Origin of the sequence: Enterobacter sp. SES19, from assembly GCF_011765665.1 — a bacterium.
Lineage (GTDB): Bacteria > Pseudomonadota > Gammaproteobacteria > Enterobacterales > Enterobacteriaceae > Enterobacter > Enterobacter pseudoroggenkampii.
Genome location: NZ_CP050320.1, coordinates 3455029 through 3476103, shown reverse-complemented (window position 1 = coordinate 3476103; position 21075 = coordinate 3455029). Strand labels below are relative to the sequence as shown.

Here is a 21075-nt window from a genome sequence, read left to right as displayed (position 1 = left end):
TCGATTCAGCAAGGCTATTTCGTTTGCCGATTAATTTCACGCATCAAAATAATTGCTGGTTTAAATACCAGACCCTTCGGGGTGAAGCAATGCCAGGAGGGGTAAAAGTTTGAAGCAGGCCACAAAAAAGCACCTGAAAAGGTGCTTTTTTACGCGTTATTAACATGCTGGCACTACTGTTGCAGCTCTTTTTCGGTAAACAGATCGGCAAACAGTGCGGTGCTCAAGTAACGCTCACCCGAGGACGGAAGGATAACCACAATATTCTTATTGGTAAAGGCTTCATCTTCCTGAAGCTTGAGCGCTGCCGCAACGGCCGCACCGGAAGAGATACCCGCCAGAATGCCTTCTTCGTCCATCAGGCGACGCGCGGTAGAGATGGCTTCTTCGTTAGTGATGGTAACCACTTTATCGATCAGCTTCAGATCCAGGTTGCCCGGAATGAAGCCTGCGCCAATACCCTGAATTTTGTGTGGGCCGGGTTTGAGCTCTTCACCCGCCAGTGCCTGGGTGATAACCGGTGAGTCGGTTGGCTCAACGGCAACGGTGATCAGGTCTTTTTTACCCTTTGTGCCTTTAATATAGCGCGACACGCCGGTCAGCGTACCGCCGGTACCCACGCCGGAGATAAAGACGTCAACCTGGCCGTCGGTATCTTCCCAGATTTCCGGACCGGTGGTCTTCTCGTGAATTTCCGGGTTAGCCGGGTTGCTGAACTGCTGCAGCAGCAGATATTTCGCCGGATCGCTGGCCACAATCTCTTCGGCTTTCTGAATGGCGCCCTTCATGCCCTTCGCGCCTTCGGTCAGCACCAGGTTCGCGCCCAGCGCTTTGAGCAGCTTACGACGCTCGATGCTCATGGTTTCTGGCATGGTCAGCGTCAGCTTGTAGCCGCGCGCGGCAGCCACATAGGCCAGAGCGATACCGGTATTGCCGCTGGTCGGTTCCACCAGCTCAACGCCTGGCTTCAGTACGCCACGTTTTTCAGCATCCCAAATCATGTTTGCACCGATACGGCATTTTACGCTGAAGCTCGGGTTACGTGATTCGACCTTCGCCAGAATGCGTCCATTACCGATACGGTTCAGTCGAACCAGGGGCGTATGACCGATAGTCAGCGAGTTGTCTTCATAAATCTTACTCATGGCCTGTCCTTAACTGTATGAAATTGGGATACCGACCCAGCATACCTGCTAAGCAGGTAGGGGGAAGTAAGGAATTCGCATATCTATATACTGCAAGGAAATAATGGGGATCAGTATGGAATAAGGGGCGGCATAAGCCACCCCTGCTTTACACATTTTTGCATTATTTCCATAACGCGTGCTTAGCACGGTAGCAGTCGACCCACATCGCCGTCGCGCCGCAGACGGCGACGGGCATGATGAACAGATTCAGGAAGGGAATCATGGTGAACAGGCTGGTCAGCGCGCCAAACTGCATATTGGCGACCTTCTGGCTGCGCAGGGCGGTGCGCATCGTTTTAAATGGCACCTTGTGGTTATCGAACGGATAATCACAGTACTGGATGGCCAGCATCCAGGCGCTGAACAGGAACCACAGCACGGGTGCCACCGTCTGGCCAATGCCTGGCACAAAGTAGAGGATAAGCAGCACAACCGCGCGGGGCAGGTACCAGGCAAACTTTTGCCATTCACGCTTCATAATGCGAGGGAGGTCTTTCATGATCCCCCATATGCCCGTGTCCGGCGGCGTCGCGCCGGTAAGCCGCGCTTCCAGCTGTTCCGCCAGCAGACCGTTAAACGGTGCGGCTATCCAGTTCGCAATCGTCGAGAAGAAATAGCCAAACACCAGCAGCACGGAAATCACCGCCACCGGCCAGAGCAGGTAGTTCAGCCACTGCAGCCAGTCCGGCACATGGCTCATCAGCGACGGGATCCAGCTCTCCAGCTTGGTGAACAGCCACCAGAACGCGCCGCCCATCAGAATAATATTGATCAACAGTGGGAGAATGACGAAGCGTCGAATCCCCGGCAGGGAGACCAGTTTCCAGCCCTGAGAAAAATACCAGACGCCGCTGCGCGGGGGAGAAGAAGATGTTGAAACCATAGCCAGGCTGTACTCCTTTTTACACAACCAGTGGAATTGCCCGCCTATATTATCCACTTACGGAGCAATGACCAGTTCGGAAATGTTCGAAAAACCAGCAAAAAGCACGATTTCCTTCATCTTTATGCTGTGAATGCTCTGCACACACTTGCACTTGACGTAAACGGCAAATACTCTTAGTGAGTAAATGTTTGCCGTGGTGGCAAGGTGTTAGAACAACAGAGAATATAATGATGCAGGATTTGCGTCTGATATTAATCATTGTTGGCGCGATCGCCATAATCGCTTTACTGGTACATGGTTTCTGGACCAGCCGTAAAGAGCGTTCCTCGATGTTTCGCGATCGCCCACTGAAGCGCATGAAGTCCAGTCGTGATGACGATGACAGTGAAGATGACATCGACGGCAGCGACGACGACGGCGTGGGTGAAGTTCGTGTTCATCGGGTCAATACTGCGCCCGGCGCAGGCCATGGGGAGCAAGAAGCACCTCGTCCTTCGCAGCACCAGTATCAACCGCCGTATGCTTCCGCACAGCCGCGCCAGCCAGCGCAGCAGCCTGTGGAAGAGCCGGTGCGCCAGCCGCCGCAACAGCCTGTCTATCAGCAGCCTGCCCAGCCGGTTCAACAGCAACCGGTGCAGCAGCCCGTGCAACAACAGCCTGCTCAGCCGGTACAACAGCCTGCTCAGCCGGTACAACAACCGCAGCAGCCTGTTCATGTACAGCCTGCGCCTCAGCCCGCTCCGGCACCGCACGTTGAGCCTGAGCCCGTTGTAGAGCCAGAGCCGGTTGTTGAAAAACCGCAGCGTAAAGAAGCGGTGATCATTATGAACGTGGCCGCGCATCACGGTAGCCATCTCAACGGTGACGTTCTGCTTAACAGTATTCAACAGGCAGGCTTCAAGTTTGGCGATATGAACATTTTCCATCGTCACCTGAGTCCTGACGGTAGCGGCCCGGCGCTGTTCAGCCTGGCCAACATGGTTAACCCAGGTACCTTTGATCCGGACATGACCGGTGATTTCGTTACGCCTGGCGTCACTATCTTTATGCAGGTGCCGTCTTACGGCGACGAACTGCAAAACTTTAAGCTGATGCTGCAGTCCGCTCAGCATATCGCTGACGAAGTCGGTGGTGTGGTGCTCGACGATCAGCGTCGAATGATGACCCCGCAGAAACTGCGCGAGTATCAGGACCGCATCCGCGAAGTTAAGGAAGCCAACGCGTAATCGCCGCGTTGACTTCAACTCCTCCTCAACCCCCGCCTGTCGGGGGTTTTTTCTCATTGATGGTGCGATATGGACTCAATCGAACAACAACTCACTGAACTGCGAACCACGCTTCGCCATCATGAATATCTCTATCATGTTATGGACGCACCGGAAGTTCCGGATGCGGAGTATGACCGCCTGATGCGCGAGCTGCGCGAATTAGAGGCGCAGCATCCAGAACTCATCACGCCGGATTCCCCCACCCAGCGCGTCGGCGCAGAGCCGCTGGGGGCCTTCAGCCAGGTGAGACATGAAGTGCCGATGCTGTCGCTGGATAACGTCTTCGATGAAGAGAGCTTCCTCGCGTTTAACAAGCGCGTGCAGGATCGCCTGAAAAGCAGCGACGCGCTCACCTGGTGCTGCGAGCTGAAGCTGGATGGCCTGGCCGTCAGCCTTCTCTATGAAAACGGCGTGCTGGTGCGTGCCGCGACGCGTGGCGACGGCACGACGGGTGAAGACATCACCACTAACGTGCGTACCATCCGCGCGATCCCGCTGAAGCTTCAGGGTGACAACATTCCTGCGCGTCTGGAAGTGCGCGGCGAAGTGTTCCTGCCCCAGGCGGGCTTCGAGAAAATTAACGAAGAGGCGCGTCGCACCGGTGGGAAGGTGTTTGCTAACCCGCGTAATGCGGCGGCGGGCTCTCTGCGCCAGCTTGACCCGCGTATCACCGCGAAGCGACCGCTTACTTTCTTCTGCTACGGCGTCGGTATTCTGGAGGGCGGCGAGCTGCCGGATACCCATCTCGGGCGTCTGCTGCAGTTTAAAGCGTGGGGCCTCCCGGTGAGCAACCGCGTTCAGCTCTGCGACTCGCCGGAAGCGGTACTGGCGTTCTACCACAAAGTGGAAGAGGACCGTCCGACGCTCGGGTTTGATATTGATGGCGTGGTCATCAAGGTGAACTCACTGGCGCTGCAGGAGCAGCTGGGCTTTGTGGCGCGCGCGCCGCGCTGGGCGGTGGCGTTTAAGTTCCCGGCTCAGGAGCAGATGACCTTCGTCCGCGACGTGGAGTTCCAGGTCGGCCGTACGGGCGCCATTACCCCGGTTGCCCGTCTGGAGCCTGTGCAGGTTGCGGGCGTGCTGGTGAGTAATGCCACGCTGCATAACGCCGATGAAATCGAACGCCTGGGCCTGCGCATTGGTGACAAAGTGGTGATTCGCCGCGCGGGGGACGTGATCCCGCAGGTGGTTAACGTCGTGGAGTCAGAACGTCCTGATGATACGCGCGAGATTGTCTTCCCGACCCATTGCCCGGTGTGCGGATCTGACGTAGAGCGTGTGGAAGGTGAAGCGGTGGCGCGCTGCACGGGGGGCTTAATCTGTGGCGCACAGCGTAAAGAGTCACTGAAGCACTTCGTCTCCCGTCGGGCGATGGACGTCGACGGCATGGGCGATAAAATTATCGATCAGCTGGTTGAGAAAGAGTATGTCCACACGCCAGCGGATCTCTTCAAACTGACGGCGGGCAAACTGACTGGTCTGGACCGCATGGGGCCGAAGTCAGCCCAGAACGTGGTTAACGCGCTGGAAGCCGCCAAAGAGACCACCTTCGCCCGTTTCCTGTACGCGCTGGGCATTCGTGAAGTGGGTGAAGCAACCGCAGCAGGTCTGGCAGCATACTTTGGTACGCTGGAGGCGCTGGAAAAGGCGAGCATCGAGGAGCTGCAGAAAGTTCCGGATGTCGGCATCGTTGTCGCCACGCACGTCTTTAACTTCTTCGCCGAAGAGAGCAACCGCGAAGTCATCGGCAAACTGCTGGAAGAGGGCATCAGGTGGCCTGCACCGGTAGTGGTCAACGCCGAAGAGATCGACAGCCCGTTCGCCGGTAAAACGGTGGTGCTGACCGGCAGCCTGAGCCAGCTTTCACGCGACGATGCAAAAGCGCGTCTGGTGGCGCTGGGGGCAAAAGTGGCGGGCAGCGTGTCGAAGAAAACCGACCTGGTGATCGCCGGGGAAGCGGCGGGTTCGAAGCTGGCGAAAGCCCAGGAGCTCGGCATTGAGGTTATCGACGAAGCGGAAATGATGCGTCTGTTAGGAGAGTAACGTGGAGAAAGAGCAGCTCGTTGAGATCGCCAATACCGAGATGCCGTTCGGTAAATACAAGGGCCGCAGGCTGATCGATTTGCCGGAGGAGTATCTGCTGTGGTTTGCCCGCAAGGATGAATTCCCGGCAGGGCGACTGGGCGAGCTGATGGCTATCACGTTACTGATCAAAACCGAGGGGCTGACCCAGCTGGTTCAGCCCCTGAAACGCCCTTAAGCCTTCGCGGCGCGGGTCTCTTCCTGCGCCAGCTTTTCGGTCTGGCGTTTGTAGCGACGCGCCAGCACCGCGCAGACCATCAGCTGGATCTGATGGAAAATCATCAGCGGCAGCACCATCATTCCAATCACCGAGGTCGGGAACAGAATGTTGGCCATCGGGATACCGTTAGCCAGACTCTTCTTCGAACCGCAGAACACAATCGTAATTTCATCCGCTTTGTTGAAGCCGCACTTGCGTGCCACAAAGACGTTTACCGCTATTACAATCGCCAGCAGGACAATGCTGACCACCACGATAAACAGCAGCGAGCCTGCCCCCACCTTGTGCCAGATCCCGTTCACGACTGCTTCGCTGAAGGCGGAGTAAACCACCAGCAGAATCGAGGTCTGGTCGGTTTTTGAGATCCACTTTTTATGCTTCGCCACAAATGCGCCGGTCCACGGACGGGAGAGATGGCCCAGGACAAACGGCAGCAGCAGCTGCAGACAGATTTTACCCACCTGCTCAAGGTTACCTTCCGCACCGTGCATGTTCATCAGCAGGCCCACCAGCAGCGGAGAGACGAAAATCCCTAACAGGCTGGATGCGGATGCCGAGCAGACCGCGGCCGCCACGTTCCCTCCCGCGAGAGAGGTAAAGGCAATGGCGGACTGCACCGTGGCCGGCAGAATACAGAGATACAGGAAGCCAGTGTAGAGTGCCGGGTCAACATTAACCGGTGCCCACCAGGCAAACAGCACCCCGAGGATCGGGAACAGAATGAACGTGCTGCACATCACCCATAGATGCAGTCGCCAGTGTCCGCCGCCTGCGATAATGGCTTCGCGGGAGAGTTTGGCACCGTGCATAAAGAACAGCAGGGCGATGGCCGCCGTGGTCAGCCCTTCAAAGAATGGGACGAAACCGCCGCGAGCCGGGAAAAATGAGGCCAGTAAAACGGTAACCACCAGGGTAAGCGTGAACGGATCAAGGATACGAAAAAGTTTCATAATCTCTCCTGAAAACAGATGTCGCTATTGTGCTTTCTTCCGTTTGAGAAATAAAATTGATTTATTGCATCCATTCATGAATTAAATAGATGAATTATTCATTACGTCAGCTTCGTGTTTTTGTCACCGTGGCGCAGGCTCGTAGTTTTAGCCGGGCAGGGGAGATGATTGGCCTGAGCCAGTCGGCGGTCAGCCACAGCGTGAAAGAGCTGGAGAATCAGACCGGGGTGAAGTTGCTTGACCGTACCACGCGCGAAGTGGTGTTGACCGAAGCAGGTCAGCAGCTGGCCCTGCGCCTCGAGCGGCTGCTGGATGAGCTGAACAGCACGCTCAGAGACGTGGGGAGGCTGGGGCAGCAGCTTTCGGGTACCGTGCGGGTCGCGGCCAGCCAGACGATCTCTGCGCACCTTATTCCGCAGTGTATAGCCGAGGGCAGTCATCGCTACCCGGACATTGATTTTGTCCTGCATGACAGGCCGCAACAGTGGGTGCTGGAGAGCATCCGTCAGGGAGATGTGGATTTTGGTATTGTTATCGATCCCGGTCAGGTGAGCGATCTGACGTGCGAAAGCATACTTTCGGAGCCCTTTTTGCTGCTCTGTCGTGACGACGATCCGCTGGCCACATTGCCGGAAGTCAGCTGGCAGTCCCTGCAGGGCGCGAACCTGGTTTTACAGGATTATGCCTCGGGCAGCCGTCCGCTGATTGATTCCGCGCTGGTGAATCAGGGCGTAAAGGCAACGATTGTCCAGGAGATTGGTCACCCGGCGACGCTGTTTCCGATGGTGGAAGCCGGGATTGGCATCAGCGTGTTGCCAGCCCTGGCGCTTCCCCTGCCGCAGGGAAGCCGGCTGGCCGTCAAGCGATTAACACCCGTTGTCGAGCGAAAGCTGATGCTGGTGCGGCGAAAAAATCGTTCACTCTCGGGGGCGGCGCAGGCTATCTGGGAAGTGGTGCGTATCCAGGCACAACGATTAACCGAAGCCCGCATACGCGACCCACTGTTTAACGCATCAGAAGATTAGATGTAGATATCGATCTGATTATTGTCTGACGGGCTGTTCACCCCTTCCACTTTGCCCAGCTTTTGATCCTGCTTCTTCTGGGCCTCTTCAGCCTGCTGGCGCTGCAGTGCGGCGAGCTGCGCCTGCAGCACTTTGATCTGGGTCTGAATAAGTTCCTGCTGCTTCTTCTTCTCATCCGTGCTGACGGGGCTGTTCGCCAGCTCTTTTAACTGCTGGGTCAGCTTTTTGATCTTGTCGAGAATGCGGGTGATTTGCGCAGAGATATCGTTACTGCTCGAAGTGCCACTCGCGCCGCTGGTTTGAATCTGTTGGGTTGAAGCCTGAATGGTCGTCATACTTTTTCCTCGCGTTATAAAACAGAGGTATCGGCACCGACGGGATTAGCTTGAGCAAAACTGCCATATCTGGCAGGGAGTTGCATCGATACACAATCAGTATTGATGGTGCGGTGAAAGTGTATTGGAGGTCACCGGCAGGCTGCGGATATAAGACGTAAGTCATGCGATCCCCGCTATCGCGATTTTCATCCTTAAGGAGCCTCTATGACCCTCTCGAATAATCCGTGGTACTGCGCCGATATCATTCGCGCCGCTAAGCCGAACTTCACGCCTCGCGTGGCGTTTATTCTCGGCTCTGGCCTGGGCGCACTTGCCGACCAGATTGATGACGCCGTTTCCCTGAGCTACGAAAAGCTGCCGGGCTTCCCGGTGAGCACCGTGAATGGCCATGCCGGCGAGCTGGTGCTCGGGCATCTGGCCGGGGTGCCGGTTGCCTGCATGAAGGGGCGCGGCCATTTCTATGAAGGGCGCGGGATGACCATCATGACCGATGCGATCCGCACCTTTACGCTGCTGGGGTGCGAGCTGCTGTTTAGCACCAATGCGGCGGGCTCACTGCGCCCGGAGGTTCAGCCAGGAAGCCTGGTTGCCCTGAGCGACCATATCAACACCATGCCGGGCACGCCGATGGTGGGGCTGAACGATGAGCGCTTTGGCGATCGTTTCTTCTCTCTGGCCAATGCTTACGACGCGGATTACCGTGCCGTTCTGCAAACCGTGGCAACGAAAGAAGGCTTCCCGCTGCATGAAGGGGTGTTTGTCTCTTATCCCGGCCCGAACTTTGAGACGGCGGCCGAGATCCGCATGATGCAAATTATCGGCGGCGATGTGGTGGGGATGTCCGTGGTGCCGGAAGTGATTTCCGCGCGCCACTGCGGCCTGAAGGTCGTGGCCGTTTCTGCAATTACCAATCTCGCCGAAGGGTTGGGGGAGGTCAAACTCTCGCATGAACAAACCCTCGCTGCCGCCGAGCTCTCCCGCCAGAACTTTATCAATCTTATCTGCGGTTTTCTTCGCCATATTGCCTGAGTAAAACAATAAAGTGGCCCGTCAGGGCCACACTGCTATAAGGAATGAGTTATGAACATCACGACTCGCTTAAAGCTGATGTCCTTTATGCAATATTTTATCTGGGGGAGCTGGCTGGTAACTCTCGGCGCTTACATGATTAACACCCTACACTTTACCGGCTCCGACGTGGGCATGGTGTACAGCTCCAAAGGACTTGCCGCGATTGTTATGCCCTCGCTGGTGGGAATTATTGCCGACAAATGGCTGCGGGCAGACCGTGCTTACGTGATTTGCCACCTCGTCTGCGCCGTCGCGCTCTGCTATGCCGCACAGGTCAATGAGCCCGGCCTGATGTTCTGGGTCATGCTGGTGAATGCGATGGCCTTCATGCCCACGATTGCGCTGTCGAATACGATTTCTTACTCCTGTCTTGAACAGGCAGGGCTGGATACGGTGAGCCATTTTCCGCGAGTACGGGTGTATGGCACCGTGGGCTTTATTGCCGCGATGTGGGCCATAAGCCTGATGGGGGCGGAGCTGAGCAACGTGCAGCTCTATATTGCGGCTGCCGCTTCCCTGCTGCTGGCGCTCTATTCTCTGACATTGCCAGCCATTCCAGTTGCACAGGCGAAAACCTCTCAGTCGCTGGCAAGCAAGCTGGGCCTCAATGCGTTTATCCTGTTTAAACAGCCCCGCATGGCGGTGTTCTTTTTATTCGCGATGCTGCTGGGCGCCGTGCTGCAGATAACCAACACGTTTGGCAGCCCCTTTCTGCATGATTTTGCGCGTAATCCGGCGTATGCCGATAGCTTTATTGTCAAATACCCGTCCATCCTGCTCTCCGTTTCGCAAATGTCTGAGGTGTTCTTCATTCTGACCATTCCGTACTTCCTCGGACGCTTTGGCATTAAAGCCGTTATGCTGATGAGCATGGTGGCCTGGATGCTGCGGTTCGGTCTATTCGCCTTTGGCGATCCGTCCGCGACGGGCTTCGTGCTGCTCATGCTCTCAATGATTGTCTACGGCTGCGCGTTCGACTTCTTCAATATTTCCGGCTCGGTATTTGTTGAACAGGAGGTCAGCGCCGATATCCGCGCCAGCGCGCAAGGGCTGTTTATGACGACCGTTAACGGTATCGGGGCGTATTTCGGATCGGTATTGAGCGGTATGGCCGTTGATTATTTCTCGCTGGACGGGGTGAAGGACTGGCAGACGATCTGGCTGGTATTTGCGGCCTATGCCCTGGCGCTCGCGGTAGTCTTTTACTTCAGCTTTAACTATCGCCACACCAGCAAAAACAGCGGGATGCGCACAGTTGCGCACTAAATTTCCCCTCCGGACGCGGAAAGGCTTTAAGGTAGGCGCATAAGTGTTATCGCCAGGATATGTTTTGATGGAACGCGTCTATCGGACCGATCTCAAGCTGCTGCGCTATTTTCTGGCCGTGGCGGAGGAACTGCATTTTGGACGGGCTGCGGCCCGTCTCAATATGTCTCAGCCGCCGTTAAGCCTGCATATTAAAGAGCTGGAAAGCCAGCTGGGCACGTTATTGTTTATTCGCCACTCGCGGAGCGTCGCGTTGACGCATGCCGGTAAAGTGCTGATGGAAGAGTCACGACGGCTGCTCGCCAGCGCAAACCAGGCTCTGGCTCGCGTCGAGCAAATTGGCCGGGGGGAAGCAGGGCGCATTGAGCTGGGGATTGTGGGCACCGCCATGTGGAGTGAGGTGCGCACGGTTATGCGCGCTTTTTTGAAAGAACATCCGAATGTTGATGTCGTTTTTCGCGAGAAATCCCCGGTCATGCAGATGGCGCTGCTTGAGCGCCGGGAGCTGGATGTCGGGATCTGGCGAATGGCAACGGAACCTACCGCGGGGTTTACCAGCGTGCGGTTACGTGAGGCGGCTTTTCTGGTGGCGATGCCGGAAGATCACCGGCTGGTCAGGGAACCTTCTATTGCGCTCGCAGAATTGCAGGACGAGTATTTTGTCACGATGCCGTCGGCTCACTCTGACTGGGCGTTTTTACATCGCGTCTGCCAGCAGGCCGGTTTTTCGCCGATGATTGTGCGCGAAGCCGTTGAACCGCAAACGGTGCTGGCGATGATCAGCATGGGCATGGGAATTACGCTCGCCGCAGACAGCTACGCGCAAATGCAGTGGCCGGGCGTGGTGTTCCGTCCGCTGAAAGAGCGGATACCGGCAGATTTATATGTGGTGTATGACGAGAAGCAGGCGACGCCAGCGGTGAAGACGTTAATTGCGACGTTGACGGCTGGGAAGTAGACAAATCGCAGATAGCAAAAAAGCGCCTTTAGGGCGCTTTTTTACATTGGTGGGTCGTGCAGGATTCGAACCTGCGACCAATTGATTAAAAGTCAACTGCTCTACCAACTGAGCTAACGACCCGAAATGGTGGGCGATGACGGGCTCGAACCGCCGACCCCCTCCGTGTAAAGGAGATGCTCTACCAACTGAGCTAATCGCCCAATCTCAATTCTTATCTACACTGCGAGTCTACCGAAGTAGATGGTGGGTGATGACGGGCTCGAACCGCCGACCCCCTCCGTGTAAAGGAGATGCTCTACCAACTGAGCTAATCACCCCCGCTGTGTGGAGTCGCATTATAGGGAGAGTTGAAAATGAGTCAACGCATTTTCTAAAGTTTTTATTCGTTCGTCGTAAAATTAAACAAAACGATCGCGAAACGGGCTGTGGCGCATGATTTCTAAACAAAAATCGCAAACCCGGTCATGATAAAGGGATCAACATTGAGGATTCCCCCCACAGTGATAGAATATTGCCCATCGTTTTTTCCCCAGGATTTGCCGATTGCCGGCATCTTTATAACGTAAGGCCATTTCATGAAAATCAAAACTCGCTTCGCGCCGAGCCCGACAGGCTATCTGCACGTCGGTGGTGCACGTACCGCTCTCTATTCCTGGCTTTTCGCACGCCACAACAAAGGTGAGTTCGTGCTGCGTATTGAAGACACCGATCTTGAGCGCTCCACGCCGGAAGCAATTGAAGCCATTATGGATGGGATGAACTGGCTGAATCTGGAATGGGACGAAGGCCCGTATTTCCAGACCAAACGCTTTGACCGCTATAACGCCGTCATTGATGAGATGCTGGTCGCGGGCACGGCGTATAAGTGCTACTGCTCAAAAGAGCGTCTGGATGCGCTGCGCGAAGAGCAGATGGCGAACGGTGAGAAGCCGCGTTATGACGGCCGCTGCCGCCACGACCACAGCGAGCATGCTGCTGATGAACCTTGCGTCGTGCGTTTTGCTAACCCGCAGGATGGCTCGGTGATCTTTGACGACCAGATCCGTGGCCCGATCGAATTCAGCAACCAGGAGCTGGACGATCTGATCATCCGTCGCACCGATGGTTCCCCAACCTACAACTTCTGTGTTGTGGTTGACGACTGGGATATGGAAATTACCCACGTTGTGCGCGGTGAAGACCACATCAACAACACGCCACGTCAGATCAACATCCTGAAGGCACTGAACGCGCCGGTGCCTGTTTATGCGCACGTCTCCATGATCAACGGTGATGACGGCAAAAAACTGTCTAAACGTCACGGTGCGGTGAGCGTCATGCAGTATCGTGACGACGGTTATCTGCCGGAAGCGCTGCTGAACTATCTGGTGCGCCTGGGCTGGGCCCACGGTGATCAGGAGATCTTCAGCCGCGAAGAGATGATCGAACTGTTCTCTCTGAGCTCTGTGAGCAAATCAGCGAGCGCATTTAATACCGACAAGCTCCTGTGGCTGAACCATCACTACATCAATACCATGCCGCCAGAATATGTGGCGACGTATCTGCAGTGGCACATTGAGCAGGCAAATATTGATACCCGCACTGGCCCTGAGCTGGCGGATCTGGTGAAACTGCTCGGCGAGCGCTGCAAAACCCTGAAAGAGATTGCCGAAAGCTGCCGCTACTTCTATGAAGAGTTTGATGCGTTCGACGCGGACGCCGCGAAGAAACACCTCCGTCCGGTTGCGCGTCAGCCGCTGGAAGTGGTGCGTGATAAGCTGGCTGCACTCACCGAGTGGACCGCTGAGAATGTGCATCACGCCATTCAGGCAACGGCAGACGAGCTGGAAGTCGGCATGGGTAAAGTCGGTATGCCACTGCGCGTTGCGGTGACCGGTGCGGGTCAGTCTCCGGCGCTGGACGTAACGGTTCATGCCATCGGCAAATCACGCAGCGTGGCGCGCATTAACAAGGCGCTGGACTTCATCGCTGAACGTGAAAATCAGCAGTAATCACGTCTACAAAAACGGCAGGGTAACCTGCCGTTTTTTTATGCCTCTTTTTCCGCGATACCCAGACGTGTAAGAAAACCGTGTATACCCTCGCGTTTCAATAAAGCGTCCAGACGCTTCTGCTCTGACGGAGTCATACTCTCCAGCGTCTCAATAATGCCCGGAGACAGGTTTGAAGAGGGTCCATTATAGGCAGACGTTGCCTCCGCGAGATGGTAAACCGCCTGACGGTTACGGATCGCCGGGAGGCTTATAATATGTTCCTTCACGCGCGCATCAACATGAATGAGCCGAGCCCGACCCCCCTTTACGCCGTTGAGTCCTTCCGTTTTCCACCCCTGCTGGCGTATCCAGCGATTAACCGTTTGTCTGGCCACGCCTAAACACTCCGCCAGCTCTTCCGTGGTCATTTTGCTACGTAATTTTTTCATATCAGTTCTGATCGCGAATCCCTAAACGTTGCAACAATCCGGTAATCCCTTCCCGCATTAAAAGCGATGTCATCTGCTTCTGCTCTTCCGGCGTCATTTCATTGGCCAGCGTCAGGAGTAGGGTGTGAAGCGAACCGTCATGGCTGGTGCCTTCCGGCAGTTCGGACGTTTCACTTGCCCGACGTGCGCTGCGGATAAAGTCACGGACTTTTTCGTTCACATGCACCAGGCGCGCTTTCCCGCCCTGGACGCCTGGCTTTGGTGATGTAATCCAACCCTCTTTGCGTACCCATTTATTGATGGTCTGGCGGCTATAGCCAGTGAGGAGGGCTAACTCTTCTGGCGTCATTCGTTCCTTGATCATGCAATTTCCTGAATATCTGTGGGGTTAATTAACGGCTCATTTTATAGCACCGTTTTACGTGAAAACGTGACAGGCTTAACTCCTGACTGCGAGCAGGCTCGCAAAGTGATTCATTTGCATGATTTTTCGGCGATTGAATGGCTTGAATTGATTTTGCCGTTGACACTCCGCAGCGGAATTCATATTATGCCGCCCGTCAACATGACAGCTTTACGATGGGGCTATAGCTCAGCTGGGAGAGCGCTTGCATGGCATGCAAGAGGTCAGCGGTTCGATCCCGCTTAGCTCCACCAAAATTGTAAACCCTCGTCAAAAGACGAGGGTTTTTTTTATGTGTTTGTAACACACTCTCCCGTATTTTGTTATCAAAAAGAAGGTATTCTCGTACCTCACCTCAATCGACATCAATAAAGCAGTCTATAAATAGACTTGAACTTGATTCGTGCAATTAATAAACCTATTATCCACCCGGTCAATGATTCGAACGGATAATATACTCATCAGCTTAATGAATAGAAAAACGTACAATAATGTAAAGATATTTATAATTGCCCTGACACTTTGTCTGATTGCGGTACCTGTCTCCCGTTATCTCTCCCCCCGCGCAATGGTTAATGGTCACGACGTTTATTTAGCATGGCTACCGCTAAGCGTTATGCTGGCAGTAATTCTGCTATTTGGGCGCAGGGCAATTCTTCCCATTGTGTTAGGTTTTACTGTCACTAATTTATTTTATGTTAATTTAGCACCGCTACATTATTCAGTTTTACTGTTCTGTCAGACCTTTGCGCTGTTTGCGGTGTGCGGCCTGCTGCGCCTCATGCTGGGCAAGCGCTGGCGTCACAGCATCCCTAACAAGCACATCGGGCTACGTATATTCTGGCTCGGTTTTATTGTGCCATTAGGTATTAAACTGTCGATGTATATGGCAGGCTATTTGTTTGATTTTCCGGTGACTATTTCCACCTTTTTCGGCGAAGGAACGGTAATTTATAACGTTGTGGATATACAAAGCCTGATATGTGCGGCATTGATTTTTACCATGATGTTCTATTACCCATTAAGAATGATAATTAATCCTCGTTATGCCATGACCTTCTGGCGGCGAAGCGTGAAGCCCGTGTTTAATCACAAGAATCTATTATTTATTTTTGTCTGGCTGATGCTTTTAGGCTTCATTCTCGTCATTTTATGTGGTCCTTTTGAATCACCGGTCATTGCGGGCTACTTGATGCCGCTGATTTTTATTCTTTTTACCTTAGCGATAAGCCGCCTGAGCTATGCGCTTATCTCTCTGCTGTGGGCTGCATCCGCGCTCCTGCTGTTGACCTACAACTACAACTTCCTTAACGGGGTGGAATCGGGCCATTCGCTCTCTTTTATCCTGTCCGTGCTTATCTCTTTTGCTATCTGTCTGCTTTACATGTCACGAATTTACCAGCGCAGCGAGTGGTTGAAACGGGGCTGGCAGGGCAGGGCGCTGACCGATCCGCTGACCGGTTTGCCCAATATTCGTGCGCTGGAGGATTACCTCGAGATTCATCCGGAAGCCAAAGTGTGCATTCTGCGTATGGATAACCTGGAGTTTTTGAGCCGCCACTACGGGATTATCATGCGGGTCCACTGCAAACGTACGATCGCCACGTCGCTACAGCCGCTTTTGCAGAAAGATGAGACGCTCTTCCAGCTTCCGGGAAGCGAACTGGTGCTGGTATTACTGGGACCGGGAACCGCCGAGCGTCTCCAGCACATGGTCGATCGGCTGAACAGCCGTAAGATTTTCTGGAACAACACCGGGCTGGATATTGAATTTGGCGCGTCCTGGGGAATGGTCGAAAACGGCGAAAAGCTGCATCACACGCTGGGACAGTTGAGCTGGCTGGCAGAGCAGGCCTGCGGAGAGCAAAACGTTCTCGCGCTCACAAATAGCCTTGAGGCGGCATCAGGCCAAACGACAGAGCGTGTCCTGATGCTGGCGCGAATTAAGCATGCCCTTGAGGCGGGGCAGTTCCATTTATACGCGCAACCGATCCAGAAGGCGGACGGGAGCGGGTATTACGAAATCCTGGCGCGTATGGAGAGCGAGGGCGAGATCTTCACCCCTGACCGCTTTATTCCGCTGATTGCCCAGTTCAACCTCAGCCATCGGTTTGATATGTGCGTCATGGAAAAATTACTGGTATGGCTGCGCGATCACCCTGCAACGCAGGCCGGTGCCCGTTTCTCTGTCAATTTGATGCCGCTCACGCTGATGCAAAAAGAGGTGGCGAACGAGATTTGCGCGCTCTTTGAACGCTACGGCGTTGCGCCGCAGGCCGTCGTGATTGAGATCACCGAAGAGCAGGCCTTCTCAAACTCTGGCTGCAGCATCCACAATATTCAGCAACTGCGGGATTACGGTTTCCGGATTGCCATTGATGATTTTGGTACTGGCTACGCCAACTACGAGCGTCTCAGACGCCTGCAGGCAGATATCATTAAAATTGACGGCTGTTTTGTTAAAGACATTTGTACCGACGATATGGATGCGATGATCGTCCAGTCGATGTGTAATCTGGCAAAGACGAAATCGCTGTGCGTTGTAGCGGAATATGTAGAAACACCTGAGCAGCGGGAGATGCTGCTTCGCTTCGGCGTGGATTACCTGCAGGGCTACCTGATAGGTAAACCCAAACCGCTGGAAGAGTTGCGGGCATAAAAAAACCGGGAGCCAGGCTCCCGGTTTTTTGTTTAACGGTAAACGTTACAGTACCAGTGCCGCGATGGAAGCAGACAGGACGCTCACCAGCGTAGAGCCGTAAACCAGCTTCAGGCCAAAGCGAGAAACCACGTTACCCTGTTCTTCGTTCAGACCTTTAATCGCACCCGCGATAATCCCGATGGACGAGAAGTTAGCGAAGGAGACCAGGAACACGGAGAGAATGCCTTCCGCGCGCGGAGAAAGCGTGCTGGCAATTTTCTGCAGATCCATCATCGCAACGAATTCGTTAGATACCAGCTTGGTTGCCATGATACTGCCCACCTGCAGCGCTTCGTGCGCAGGAACACCCATCACCCATGCAACAGGGTAGAAGATGTAGCCCAGAATCCCCTGGAAGGAGATACCCAGCACCGCGGCGAACAGGGCGTTCAGGCCAGAAATCAGCGCAATGAAGCCGATCAGCATGGCGGCAACGATAATCGCAACTTTGAAACCAGCCAGAATGTATTCACCCAGCATTTCGAAGAAGCTCTGGCCTTCGTGCAGGTTTGACATCTGGATGTTCTCTTCGCTGGCGTCAACGCGGTACGGGTTGATCAGCGACAGAACGATAAAGGTGCTGAACATGTTCAGAACCAGCGCCGCAACAACATACTTTGGCTCCAGCATGGTCATATACGCGCCCACGATAGACATGGAAACGGTAGACATTGCGGTTGCCGCCATGGTGTACATGCGGTTGCGGGACATTTTGCCGAGAATATCTTTATACGCGATGAAGTTCTCAGACTGACCGAGGATCAGGGAACTGACGGCGTTAAAGGATTCCAGCTTGCCCATGCCGTTCACTTTGGATAACAGGAAGCCAATTCCACGAATAATGAACGGCAGAACGCGGATGTGCTGCAGAATACCGATCAGTGCGGAGATGAAGACGATTGGGCAGAGAACCTTCAGGAAGAAGAACGCCAGACCTTCGTCGTTCATTTTACCGAAGACAAAGTTGGTCCCTTCATTGGCGAATCCGAGCAGTTTTTCGAACATTTCGGAGAAGCCTTTTACGAAGCCGAGGCCTACGTTGGAGTTCAGGAAGAACCACGCAAGTAAAACTTCAATGACCAGCAGCTGGACAACATAACGGATACGAATTTTTTTGCGGTCTGTGCTGACCAGCAATGCGAGTGCAGTAACGACAACAAGTGCCAGGACAAAATGAAGGACGCGGTCCATATTTGCTCCAAATATGAGGCAGGTTTAATTTTCGTGCACATTCTATGTAACAAGGGAAAAGAAAACGAGATCGAGGACACACTATAGTTACATCCTGTGACGAGTCTCAAAAATAGTGATCCACAATACATTTTTGTTATGTTAGGTAAATGAGTGAAAAGTTAAGTTTGTGTGCTAGTCTTCACAAAAGCGCGCGCGATTTCAGTTTCTGTTAGATCGCCCCACTTACCCGCCCGTCTATCGTTCAAAGCTATCAGAGAAATCACTGTAAACTTCACAAATGAACTTGATAATCATTCTCATTTTGATAGCATTAAACATAGCAAAGGCTATATTTCAGAGGCAGAAATGACAAACAGTCGCGTAGAGGGTAGCAGTGGCAGAGCCGCGCGCAAGTTGCGGTTCGCATTAATGGGACCTGCGTTCATCGCTGCCATTGGCTATATCGATCCAGGTAACTTTGCGACCAATATTCAGGCCGGGGCCAGCTTCGGCTATAAGCTGCTGTGGGTGGTCGTCTGGGCTAACCTGATGGCGATGCTGATTCAGATGCTCTCTGCAAAGCTGGGGATTGCCACGGGCAAAAACCTGGCGGAGCAAATTCGCGACCATTATCCGCGTCCGGCCGTCTGGCTCTACTGGATTCAGGCGGAAATCATCGCTATGGCCACTGACCTCGCTGAGTTTATCGGCGCAGCGATCGGCTTTAAGCTGATTCTGGGCGTGTCGCTGTTGCAGGGGGCGGTACTCACCGGGATTGCCACGTTCCTGATCCTGATGCTACAGCGTCGGGGTCAAAAGCCGCTGGAGAAGGTCATTGGCGGTCTGCTGCTGTTTGTCGCGGCGGCCTATATCGTCGAACTGATTTTCTCACAGCCGAATCTGGCGCAGCTCGCTAAAGGGATGGCGATCCCAAGCCTGCCAACCTCGGAAGCGGTGTTCCTGGCCGCCGGGGTATTGGGGGCGACCATCATGCCGCATGTGATTTACCTGCACTCCTCGCTGACGCAGCATCTCCACGGTGGGACGCGCAAAGAGCGTTACTCCGCCACCAAATGGGACGTGGCGATCGCCATGACCATCGCCGGGTTTGTCAATCTGGCGATGATGGCTACCGCAGCTGCCGCTTTCCACTTTAACGGTCACACCGGTATTGCCGATCTCGACCAGGCGTATCTCACGCTGGAGCCGCTACTGAGCCATGCTGCCGCCACGATATTTGGTCTTAGCCTGGTGGCTGCCGGTCTTTCTTCCACGGTGGTGGGCACGCTGGCAGGCCAGGTGGTGATGCAGGGGTTTGTCCGGTTCCATATTCCGCTGTGGGTGCGTCGCTCCGTCACCATGCTGCCGTCATTTGTGGTGATTCTGATGGGGCTCGACCCAACGCGAATTCTGGTCATGAGCCAGGTGCTGCTAAGCTTTGGCATCGCACTGGCGCTGGTGCCGCTACTGATCTTTACCAGCGACAAAAACCTGATGGGCGAACTGGTCAACTCAACGCTGGTGAAACGGACCGGGTGGGCCATCGTGGTGGTGGTGGTGGCGCTGAACCTGTGGCTGCTGATTGGCACAGCGTTGGGACTCTAAAAGAAAAAGGAGCCGTGAGGCTCCTTTTTGCTGTTAGTCGTCATGACCGTGGTGGCCATGTCCGTGACCTTTGCCGCGACCCCAGCCGCCGCGACGGTCATCACGATCGTTCCACCCTTCACGGTAGCCGCGCTCGTAGGCGCTGTCTTTATACCAGCCGCGGTGTCTGCCGTTATCATGTTTCCACCAGCGGTCTCCGCGCCACTCATAGTGACGGTTCCAGTAGTCACGGTCGCGCCAGTAGCCACCGTCCCAGTATCTGCCGTAGTCATCACGATCGCCAATTTGTAATTTTACTGATGGCAACAGGGTGATTTCGCCCGCAGTGGCGATCAGCGGGGCTGAAGCCAGTAATACCGCTGCAAGAATCAGTGACCTGAACATACTCTTTCTCCTTCACGATCGGGGCCTTTGTGGGGCCTGTTAACGCAATTTTACGAGTTGGTAAAGCCTCGTTTCATCGCCTCAACTCCGAATTCCTGAGGGAGAGCACTTTTTGCTAAAAGTGGTTCTATTTTGAGCTGTTCAGAATGCCTTCTATACGGGACAGTTCTTCCGCAGAGAAATGGCGGTTTGCCAGCATGCCCACGGCGTCATCAATCTGCGACGCTTTACTTGCCCCAATCAGTACTGACGTCACATTCTCATGGCGTAATACCCAGGCCAGCGCCATCTGGGACAGCTTCTGGCCGCGCTCTTCCGCCATGGCATTCAGCTTTCTAACCTTCTCCAGCTTCTCTTCGGTTATCTGGTCAGGGTTAAGGAACTTACTGCCGCTTGCCGCGCGTGAGTCTGCCGGAATGCCGTTCAGATAGCGGTTGGTCAGTTGCCCGCCGGCCAGGGGCGAGAAGGGAATACAGCCAACCCCTTTTTCCTGCAGCACGTTCAGCAGTCCCGCTTCCGGCGCACGTTCAAAGAGGGAGTATTTCGGCTGGTGGATCAGGCAGGGCGTACCGAGGTCATTAAGGATATCAATCGCCTGGCGAGCCAGAACAGCCGAGTAGTTGGATAACCCGACATACAGGGCTTTTCCCTGGCGCACCACATGGTCAAGCGCTTTCATGGTTTCCTGCAGCGGCGTTTCCGGATCTGGCCGGTGATGATAGAAGATATCCACATACTCCAGCCCCATGCGCTTCAGGCTTTGATCGAGGCTTGCCAGCAGATATTTGCGTGATCCCCAGTCGCCGTAAGGCCCCTCCCACATGGTATAACCCGCTTTGGTAGAGACGATCAGCTCGTCGCGCCAGGGCAGGAAATCCTCCTGCAAAATACGGCCGAAATTACGTTCGGCCGATCCGGGAGGCGGGCCATAGTTGTTGGCAAGGTCGAAATGCGTAATGCCCAAATCGAATGCACGCTGTAAAAGTTGACGGCTGTTTTCGATAAGGGTTGTGTCACCAAAGTTATGCCACAGCCCAAGCGAGATGGCGGGCAACCTGAGCCCGCTTTGCCCGCAGCGGCGATACTCCATTGTCCCGTAACGATTTTTATCCGGCTGATAACCCATTTTCGTA

19 protein-coding genes and 4 tRNA genes are annotated in these 21075 nt (G+C 54.5%); 11 read left to right on the top strand and 12 right to left on the bottom strand.

Annotation, left to right across the window (positions count from 1 at the left end):
* Nucleotides 1–173: 173 nt before the first annotated feature.
* Both cysK and cysZ read right to left on the bottom strand, forming a co-directional pair.
* Nucleotides 174–1145 (bottom strand): cysteine synthase A, encoded by a 972-nt coding sequence (gene cysK / locus GXP72_RS16510; RefSeq protein WP_014884739.1) that lies wholly within the window; start codon nucleotides 1143–1145, stop codon nucleotides 174–176.
* Nucleotides 1146–1308: 163 nt separating this feature from the next.
* Nucleotides 1309–2070, bottom strand: a complete 762-nt coding sequence (cysZ, locus tag GXP72_RS16505) for a sulfate transporter CysZ (protein ID WP_024907612.1) — start codon at nucleotides 2068–2070, stop codon at nucleotides 1309–1311.
* Nucleotides 2071–2300: 230 nt separating this feature from the next.
* Here cysZ and zipA point away from each other — a divergent pair, with 230 nt between their 5' ends.
* From zipA to GXP72_RS16490, 3 genes are all read left to right on the top strand, one after another.
* Nucleotides 2301–3299: a cell division protein ZipA gene (gene zipA / locus GXP72_RS16500; RefSeq protein ID WP_208763129.1), complete on the top strand. Its 999-nt coding sequence runs from the start codon at nucleotides 2301–2303 to the stop codon at nucleotides 3297–3299.
* 69 nt (nucleotides 3300–3368) lie between these two features.
* Nucleotides 3369–5384 carry an NAD-dependent DNA ligase LigA gene (gene ligA, locus GXP72_RS16495; RefSeq protein ID WP_208763128.1) on the top strand — a complete coding sequence of 672 codons (2016 nt, stop codon included), beginning with the start codon at nucleotides 3369–3371 and terminating at the stop codon, nucleotides 5382–5384.
* 1 nt (nucleotide 5385) lies between these two features.
* Nucleotides 5386–5601 carry a DUF3820 family protein gene (locus GXP72_RS16490; RefSeq protein ID WP_003861328.1) on the top strand — a complete coding sequence of 72 codons (216 nt, stop codon included), beginning with the start codon at nucleotides 5386–5388 and terminating at the stop codon, nucleotides 5599–5601.
* Here the strand turns inward: GXP72_RS16490 and GXP72_RS16485 are convergent.
* Nucleotides 5598–6593 carry a bile acid:sodium symporter family protein gene (locus GXP72_RS16485; RefSeq protein WP_024907615.1) on the bottom strand — a complete coding sequence of 332 codons (996 nt, stop codon included), beginning with the start codon at nucleotides 6591–6593 and terminating at the stop codon, nucleotides 5598–5600. The two genes, GXP72_RS16490 and GXP72_RS16485, sit on opposite strands and share 4 nt — an antisense overlap.
* An 89-nt stretch (nucleotides 6594–6682) precedes the next feature.
* On the opposite strand from GXP72_RS16485, the gene GXP72_RS16480 reads away from it, so the two are divergent.
* Nucleotides 6683–7618: a LysR family transcriptional regulator gene (locus GXP72_RS16480; protein ID WP_148770405.1), complete on the top strand. Its 936-nt coding sequence runs from the start codon at nucleotides 6683–6685 to the stop codon at nucleotides 7616–7618.
* Here GXP72_RS16480 and GXP72_RS16475 read toward each other — a convergent pair.
* On the bottom strand, nucleotides 7615–7953 hold the full coding sequence (locus GXP72_RS16475; RefSeq protein WP_032659298.1) for a FlxA-like family protein: 339 nt from the start codon (nucleotides 7951–7953) through the stop codon (nucleotides 7615–7617). The genes GXP72_RS16480 and GXP72_RS16475 overlap by 4 nt on opposite strands.
* 207 nt (nucleotides 7954–8160) lie before the next feature.
* Here GXP72_RS16475 and xapA point away from each other — a divergent pair, with 207 nt between their 5' ends.
* From xapA to GXP72_RS16460, 3 genes are all read left to right on the top strand, one after another.
* A complete protein-coding gene (gene xapA / locus GXP72_RS16470) occupies nucleotides 8161–8985 on the top strand; it encodes a xanthosine phosphorylase (RefSeq protein WP_148770407.1) in 825 nt (274 codons plus the stop codon).
* A gap of 51 nt (nucleotides 8986–9036) precedes the next feature.
* Nucleotides 9037–10293, top strand: a complete 1257-nt coding sequence (locus GXP72_RS16465; RefSeq protein WP_090420055.1) for a nucleoside permease — start codon at nucleotides 9037–9039, stop codon at nucleotides 10291–10293.
* 67 nt (nucleotides 10294–10360) lie between these two features.
* Nucleotides 10361–11251, top strand: coding sequence for a LysR family transcriptional regulator (locus tag GXP72_RS16460; RefSeq protein WP_061714688.1), 891 nt, complete (start codon nucleotides 10361–10363; stop codon nucleotides 11249–11251).
* Nucleotides 11252–11298: 47 nt separating this feature from the next.
* On the opposite strand, the gene GXP72_RS16455 is transcribed toward GXP72_RS16460, so the two are convergent.
* The 3 genes from GXP72_RS16455 to GXP72_RS16445 form a co-directional block, all read right to left on the bottom strand.
* Nucleotides 11299–11374, bottom strand: a tRNA-Lys gene (locus tag GXP72_RS16455).
* A gap of 4 nt (nucleotides 11375–11378) precedes the next feature.
* Nucleotides 11379–11454, bottom strand: a tRNA-Val gene (locus GXP72_RS16450).
* A gap of 41 nt (nucleotides 11455–11495) precedes the next feature.
* Nucleotides 11496–11571, bottom strand: a tRNA-Val gene (locus GXP72_RS16445).
* A gap of 258 nt (nucleotides 11572–11829) precedes the next feature.
* Between GXP72_RS16445 and gltX the strand changes: the two genes are divergently transcribed.
* On the top strand, nucleotides 11830–13245 hold the full coding sequence (gltX, locus tag GXP72_RS16440) for a glutamate--tRNA ligase (protein WP_024907621.1): 1416 nt from the start codon (nucleotides 11830–11832) through the stop codon (nucleotides 13243–13245).
* Nucleotides 13246–13283: 38 nt separating this feature from the next.
* Here the strand turns inward: gltX and GXP72_RS16435 are convergent, their stop codons facing one another.
* Complete coding sequence (locus tag GXP72_RS16435) at nucleotides 13284–13676, bottom strand: YfeC-like transcriptional regulator (RefSeq protein WP_032645222.1); 393 nt, start codon at nucleotides 13674–13676, stop codon at nucleotides 13284–13286.
* A 1-nt stretch (nucleotide 13677) separates the two neighbouring features.
* A complete protein-coding gene (locus GXP72_RS16430; RefSeq protein WP_048992413.1) occupies nucleotides 13678–14040 on the bottom strand; it encodes a YfeC-like transcriptional regulator in 363 nt (120 codons plus the stop codon).
* A 217-nt stretch (nucleotides 14041–14257) separates the two neighbouring features.
* Here GXP72_RS16430 and GXP72_RS16425 point away from each other — a divergent pair.
* A tRNA-Ala gene (locus tag GXP72_RS16425) sits at nucleotides 14258–14333 on the top strand.
* Between the two features lie 215 nt (nucleotides 14334–14548).
* Nucleotides 14549–16738 (top strand): EAL domain-containing protein, encoded by a 2190-nt coding sequence (locus tag GXP72_RS16420; protein ID WP_208763127.1) that lies wholly within the window; start codon nucleotides 14549–14551, stop codon nucleotides 16736–16738.
* Nucleotides 16739–16783: 45 nt separating this feature from the next.
* Here the strand turns inward: GXP72_RS16420 and GXP72_RS16415 are convergent, their stop codons facing one another.
* Nucleotides 16784–17971 (bottom strand): NupC/NupG family nucleoside CNT transporter, encoded by a 1188-nt coding sequence (locus GXP72_RS16415; RefSeq protein WP_024907625.1) that lies wholly within the window; start codon nucleotides 17969–17971, stop codon nucleotides 16784–16786.
* Between the two features lie 348 nt (nucleotides 17972–18319).
* On the opposite strand from GXP72_RS16415, the gene GXP72_RS16410 reads away from it, so the two are divergent.
* Complete coding sequence (locus GXP72_RS16410; RefSeq protein ID WP_024907626.1) at nucleotides 18320–19558, top strand: Nramp family divalent metal transporter; 1239 nt, start codon at nucleotides 18320–18322, stop codon at nucleotides 19556–19558.
* 33 nt (nucleotides 19559–19591) lie between these two features.
* Here GXP72_RS16410 and GXP72_RS16405 read toward each other — a convergent pair whose 3' ends face one another.
* Nucleotides 19592–19942 carry a DUF2502 domain-containing protein gene (locus tag GXP72_RS16405; RefSeq protein ID WP_024907627.1) on the bottom strand — a complete coding sequence of 117 codons (351 nt, stop codon included), beginning with the start codon at nucleotides 19940–19942 and terminating at the stop codon, nucleotides 19592–19594.
* Between the two features lie 127 nt (nucleotides 19943–20069).
* Nucleotides 20070–21068 (bottom strand): L-glyceraldehyde 3-phosphate reductase, encoded by a 999-nt coding sequence (mgrA, locus tag GXP72_RS16400; RefSeq protein ID WP_208763126.1) that lies wholly within the window; start codon nucleotides 21066–21068, stop codon nucleotides 20070–20072.
* Between the last annotated feature and the right edge of the window lie 7 nt (nucleotides 21069–21075).

What these genes read in the sequence shown, in the direction of transcription:
- cysK (WP_014884739.1), bottom strand. Translation starts at nt 1,145, where the DNA reads ATGAGTAAGATTTATGAAGACAACTCGCTGACTATCGGTCATACGCCC.
- cysZ (WP_024907612.1), bottom strand. Translation starts at nt 2,070, where the DNA reads ATGGTTTCAACATCTTCTTCTCCCCCGCGCAGCGGCGTCTGGTATTTT.
- zipA (WP_208763129.1), top strand. Translation starts at nt 2,301, where the DNA reads ATGATGCAGGATTTGCGTCTGATATTAATCATTGTTGGCGCGATCGCC.
- ligA (WP_208763128.1), top strand. Translation starts at nt 3,369, where the DNA reads ATGGACTCAATCGAACAACAACTCACTGAACTGCGAACCACGCTTCGC.
- GXP72_RS16485 (WP_024907615.1), bottom strand. Translation starts at nt 6,593, where the DNA reads ATGAAACTTTTTCGTATCCTTGATCCGTTCACGCTTACCCTGGTGGTT.
- GXP72_RS16480 (WP_148770405.1), top strand. Translation starts at nt 6,683, where the DNA reads ATGAATTATTCATTACGTCAGCTTCGTGTTTTTGTCACCGTGGCGCAG.
- GXP72_RS16475 (WP_032659298.1), bottom strand. Translation starts at nt 7,953, where the DNA reads ATGACGACCATTCAGGCTTCAACCCAACAGATTCAAACCAGCGGCGCG.
- xapA (WP_148770407.1), top strand. Translation starts at nt 8,161, where the DNA reads ATGACCCTCTCGAATAATCCGTGGTACTGCGCCGATATCATTCGCGCC.
- GXP72_RS16465 (WP_090420055.1), top strand. Translation starts at nt 9,037, where the DNA reads ATGAACATCACGACTCGCTTAAAGCTGATGTCCTTTATGCAATATTTT.
- GXP72_RS16460 (WP_061714688.1), top strand. Translation starts at nt 10,361, where the DNA reads ATGGAACGCGTCTATCGGACCGATCTCAAGCTGCTGCGCTATTTTCTG.
- gltX (WP_024907621.1), top strand. Translation starts at nt 11,830, where the DNA reads ATGAAAATCAAAACTCGCTTCGCGCCGAGCCCGACAGGCTATCTGCAC.
- GXP72_RS16435 (WP_032645222.1), bottom strand. Translation starts at nt 13,676, where the DNA reads ATGAAAAAATTACGTAGCAAAATGACCACGGAAGAGCTGGCGGAGTGT.
- GXP72_RS16430 (WP_048992413.1), bottom strand. Translation starts at nt 14,040, where the DNA reads ATGATCAAGGAACGAATGACGCCAGAAGAGTTAGCCCTCCTCACTGGC.
- GXP72_RS16420 (WP_208763127.1), top strand. Translation starts at nt 14,549, where the DNA reads ATGAATAGAAAAACGTACAATAATGTAAAGATATTTATAATTGCCCTG.
- GXP72_RS16415 (WP_024907625.1), bottom strand. Translation starts at nt 17,971, where the DNA reads ATGGACCGCGTCCTTCATTTTGTCCTGGCACTTGTTGTCGTTACTGCA.
- GXP72_RS16410 (WP_024907626.1), top strand. Translation starts at nt 18,320, where the DNA reads ATGACAAACAGTCGCGTAGAGGGTAGCAGTGGCAGAGCCGCGCGCAAG.
- GXP72_RS16405 (WP_024907627.1), bottom strand. Translation starts at nt 19,942, where the DNA reads ATGTTCAGGTCACTGATTCTTGCAGCGGTATTACTGGCTTCAGCCCCG.
- mgrA (WP_208763126.1), bottom strand. Translation starts at nt 21,068, where the DNA reads ATGGGTTATCAGCCGGATAAAAATCGTTACGGGACAATGGAGTATCGC.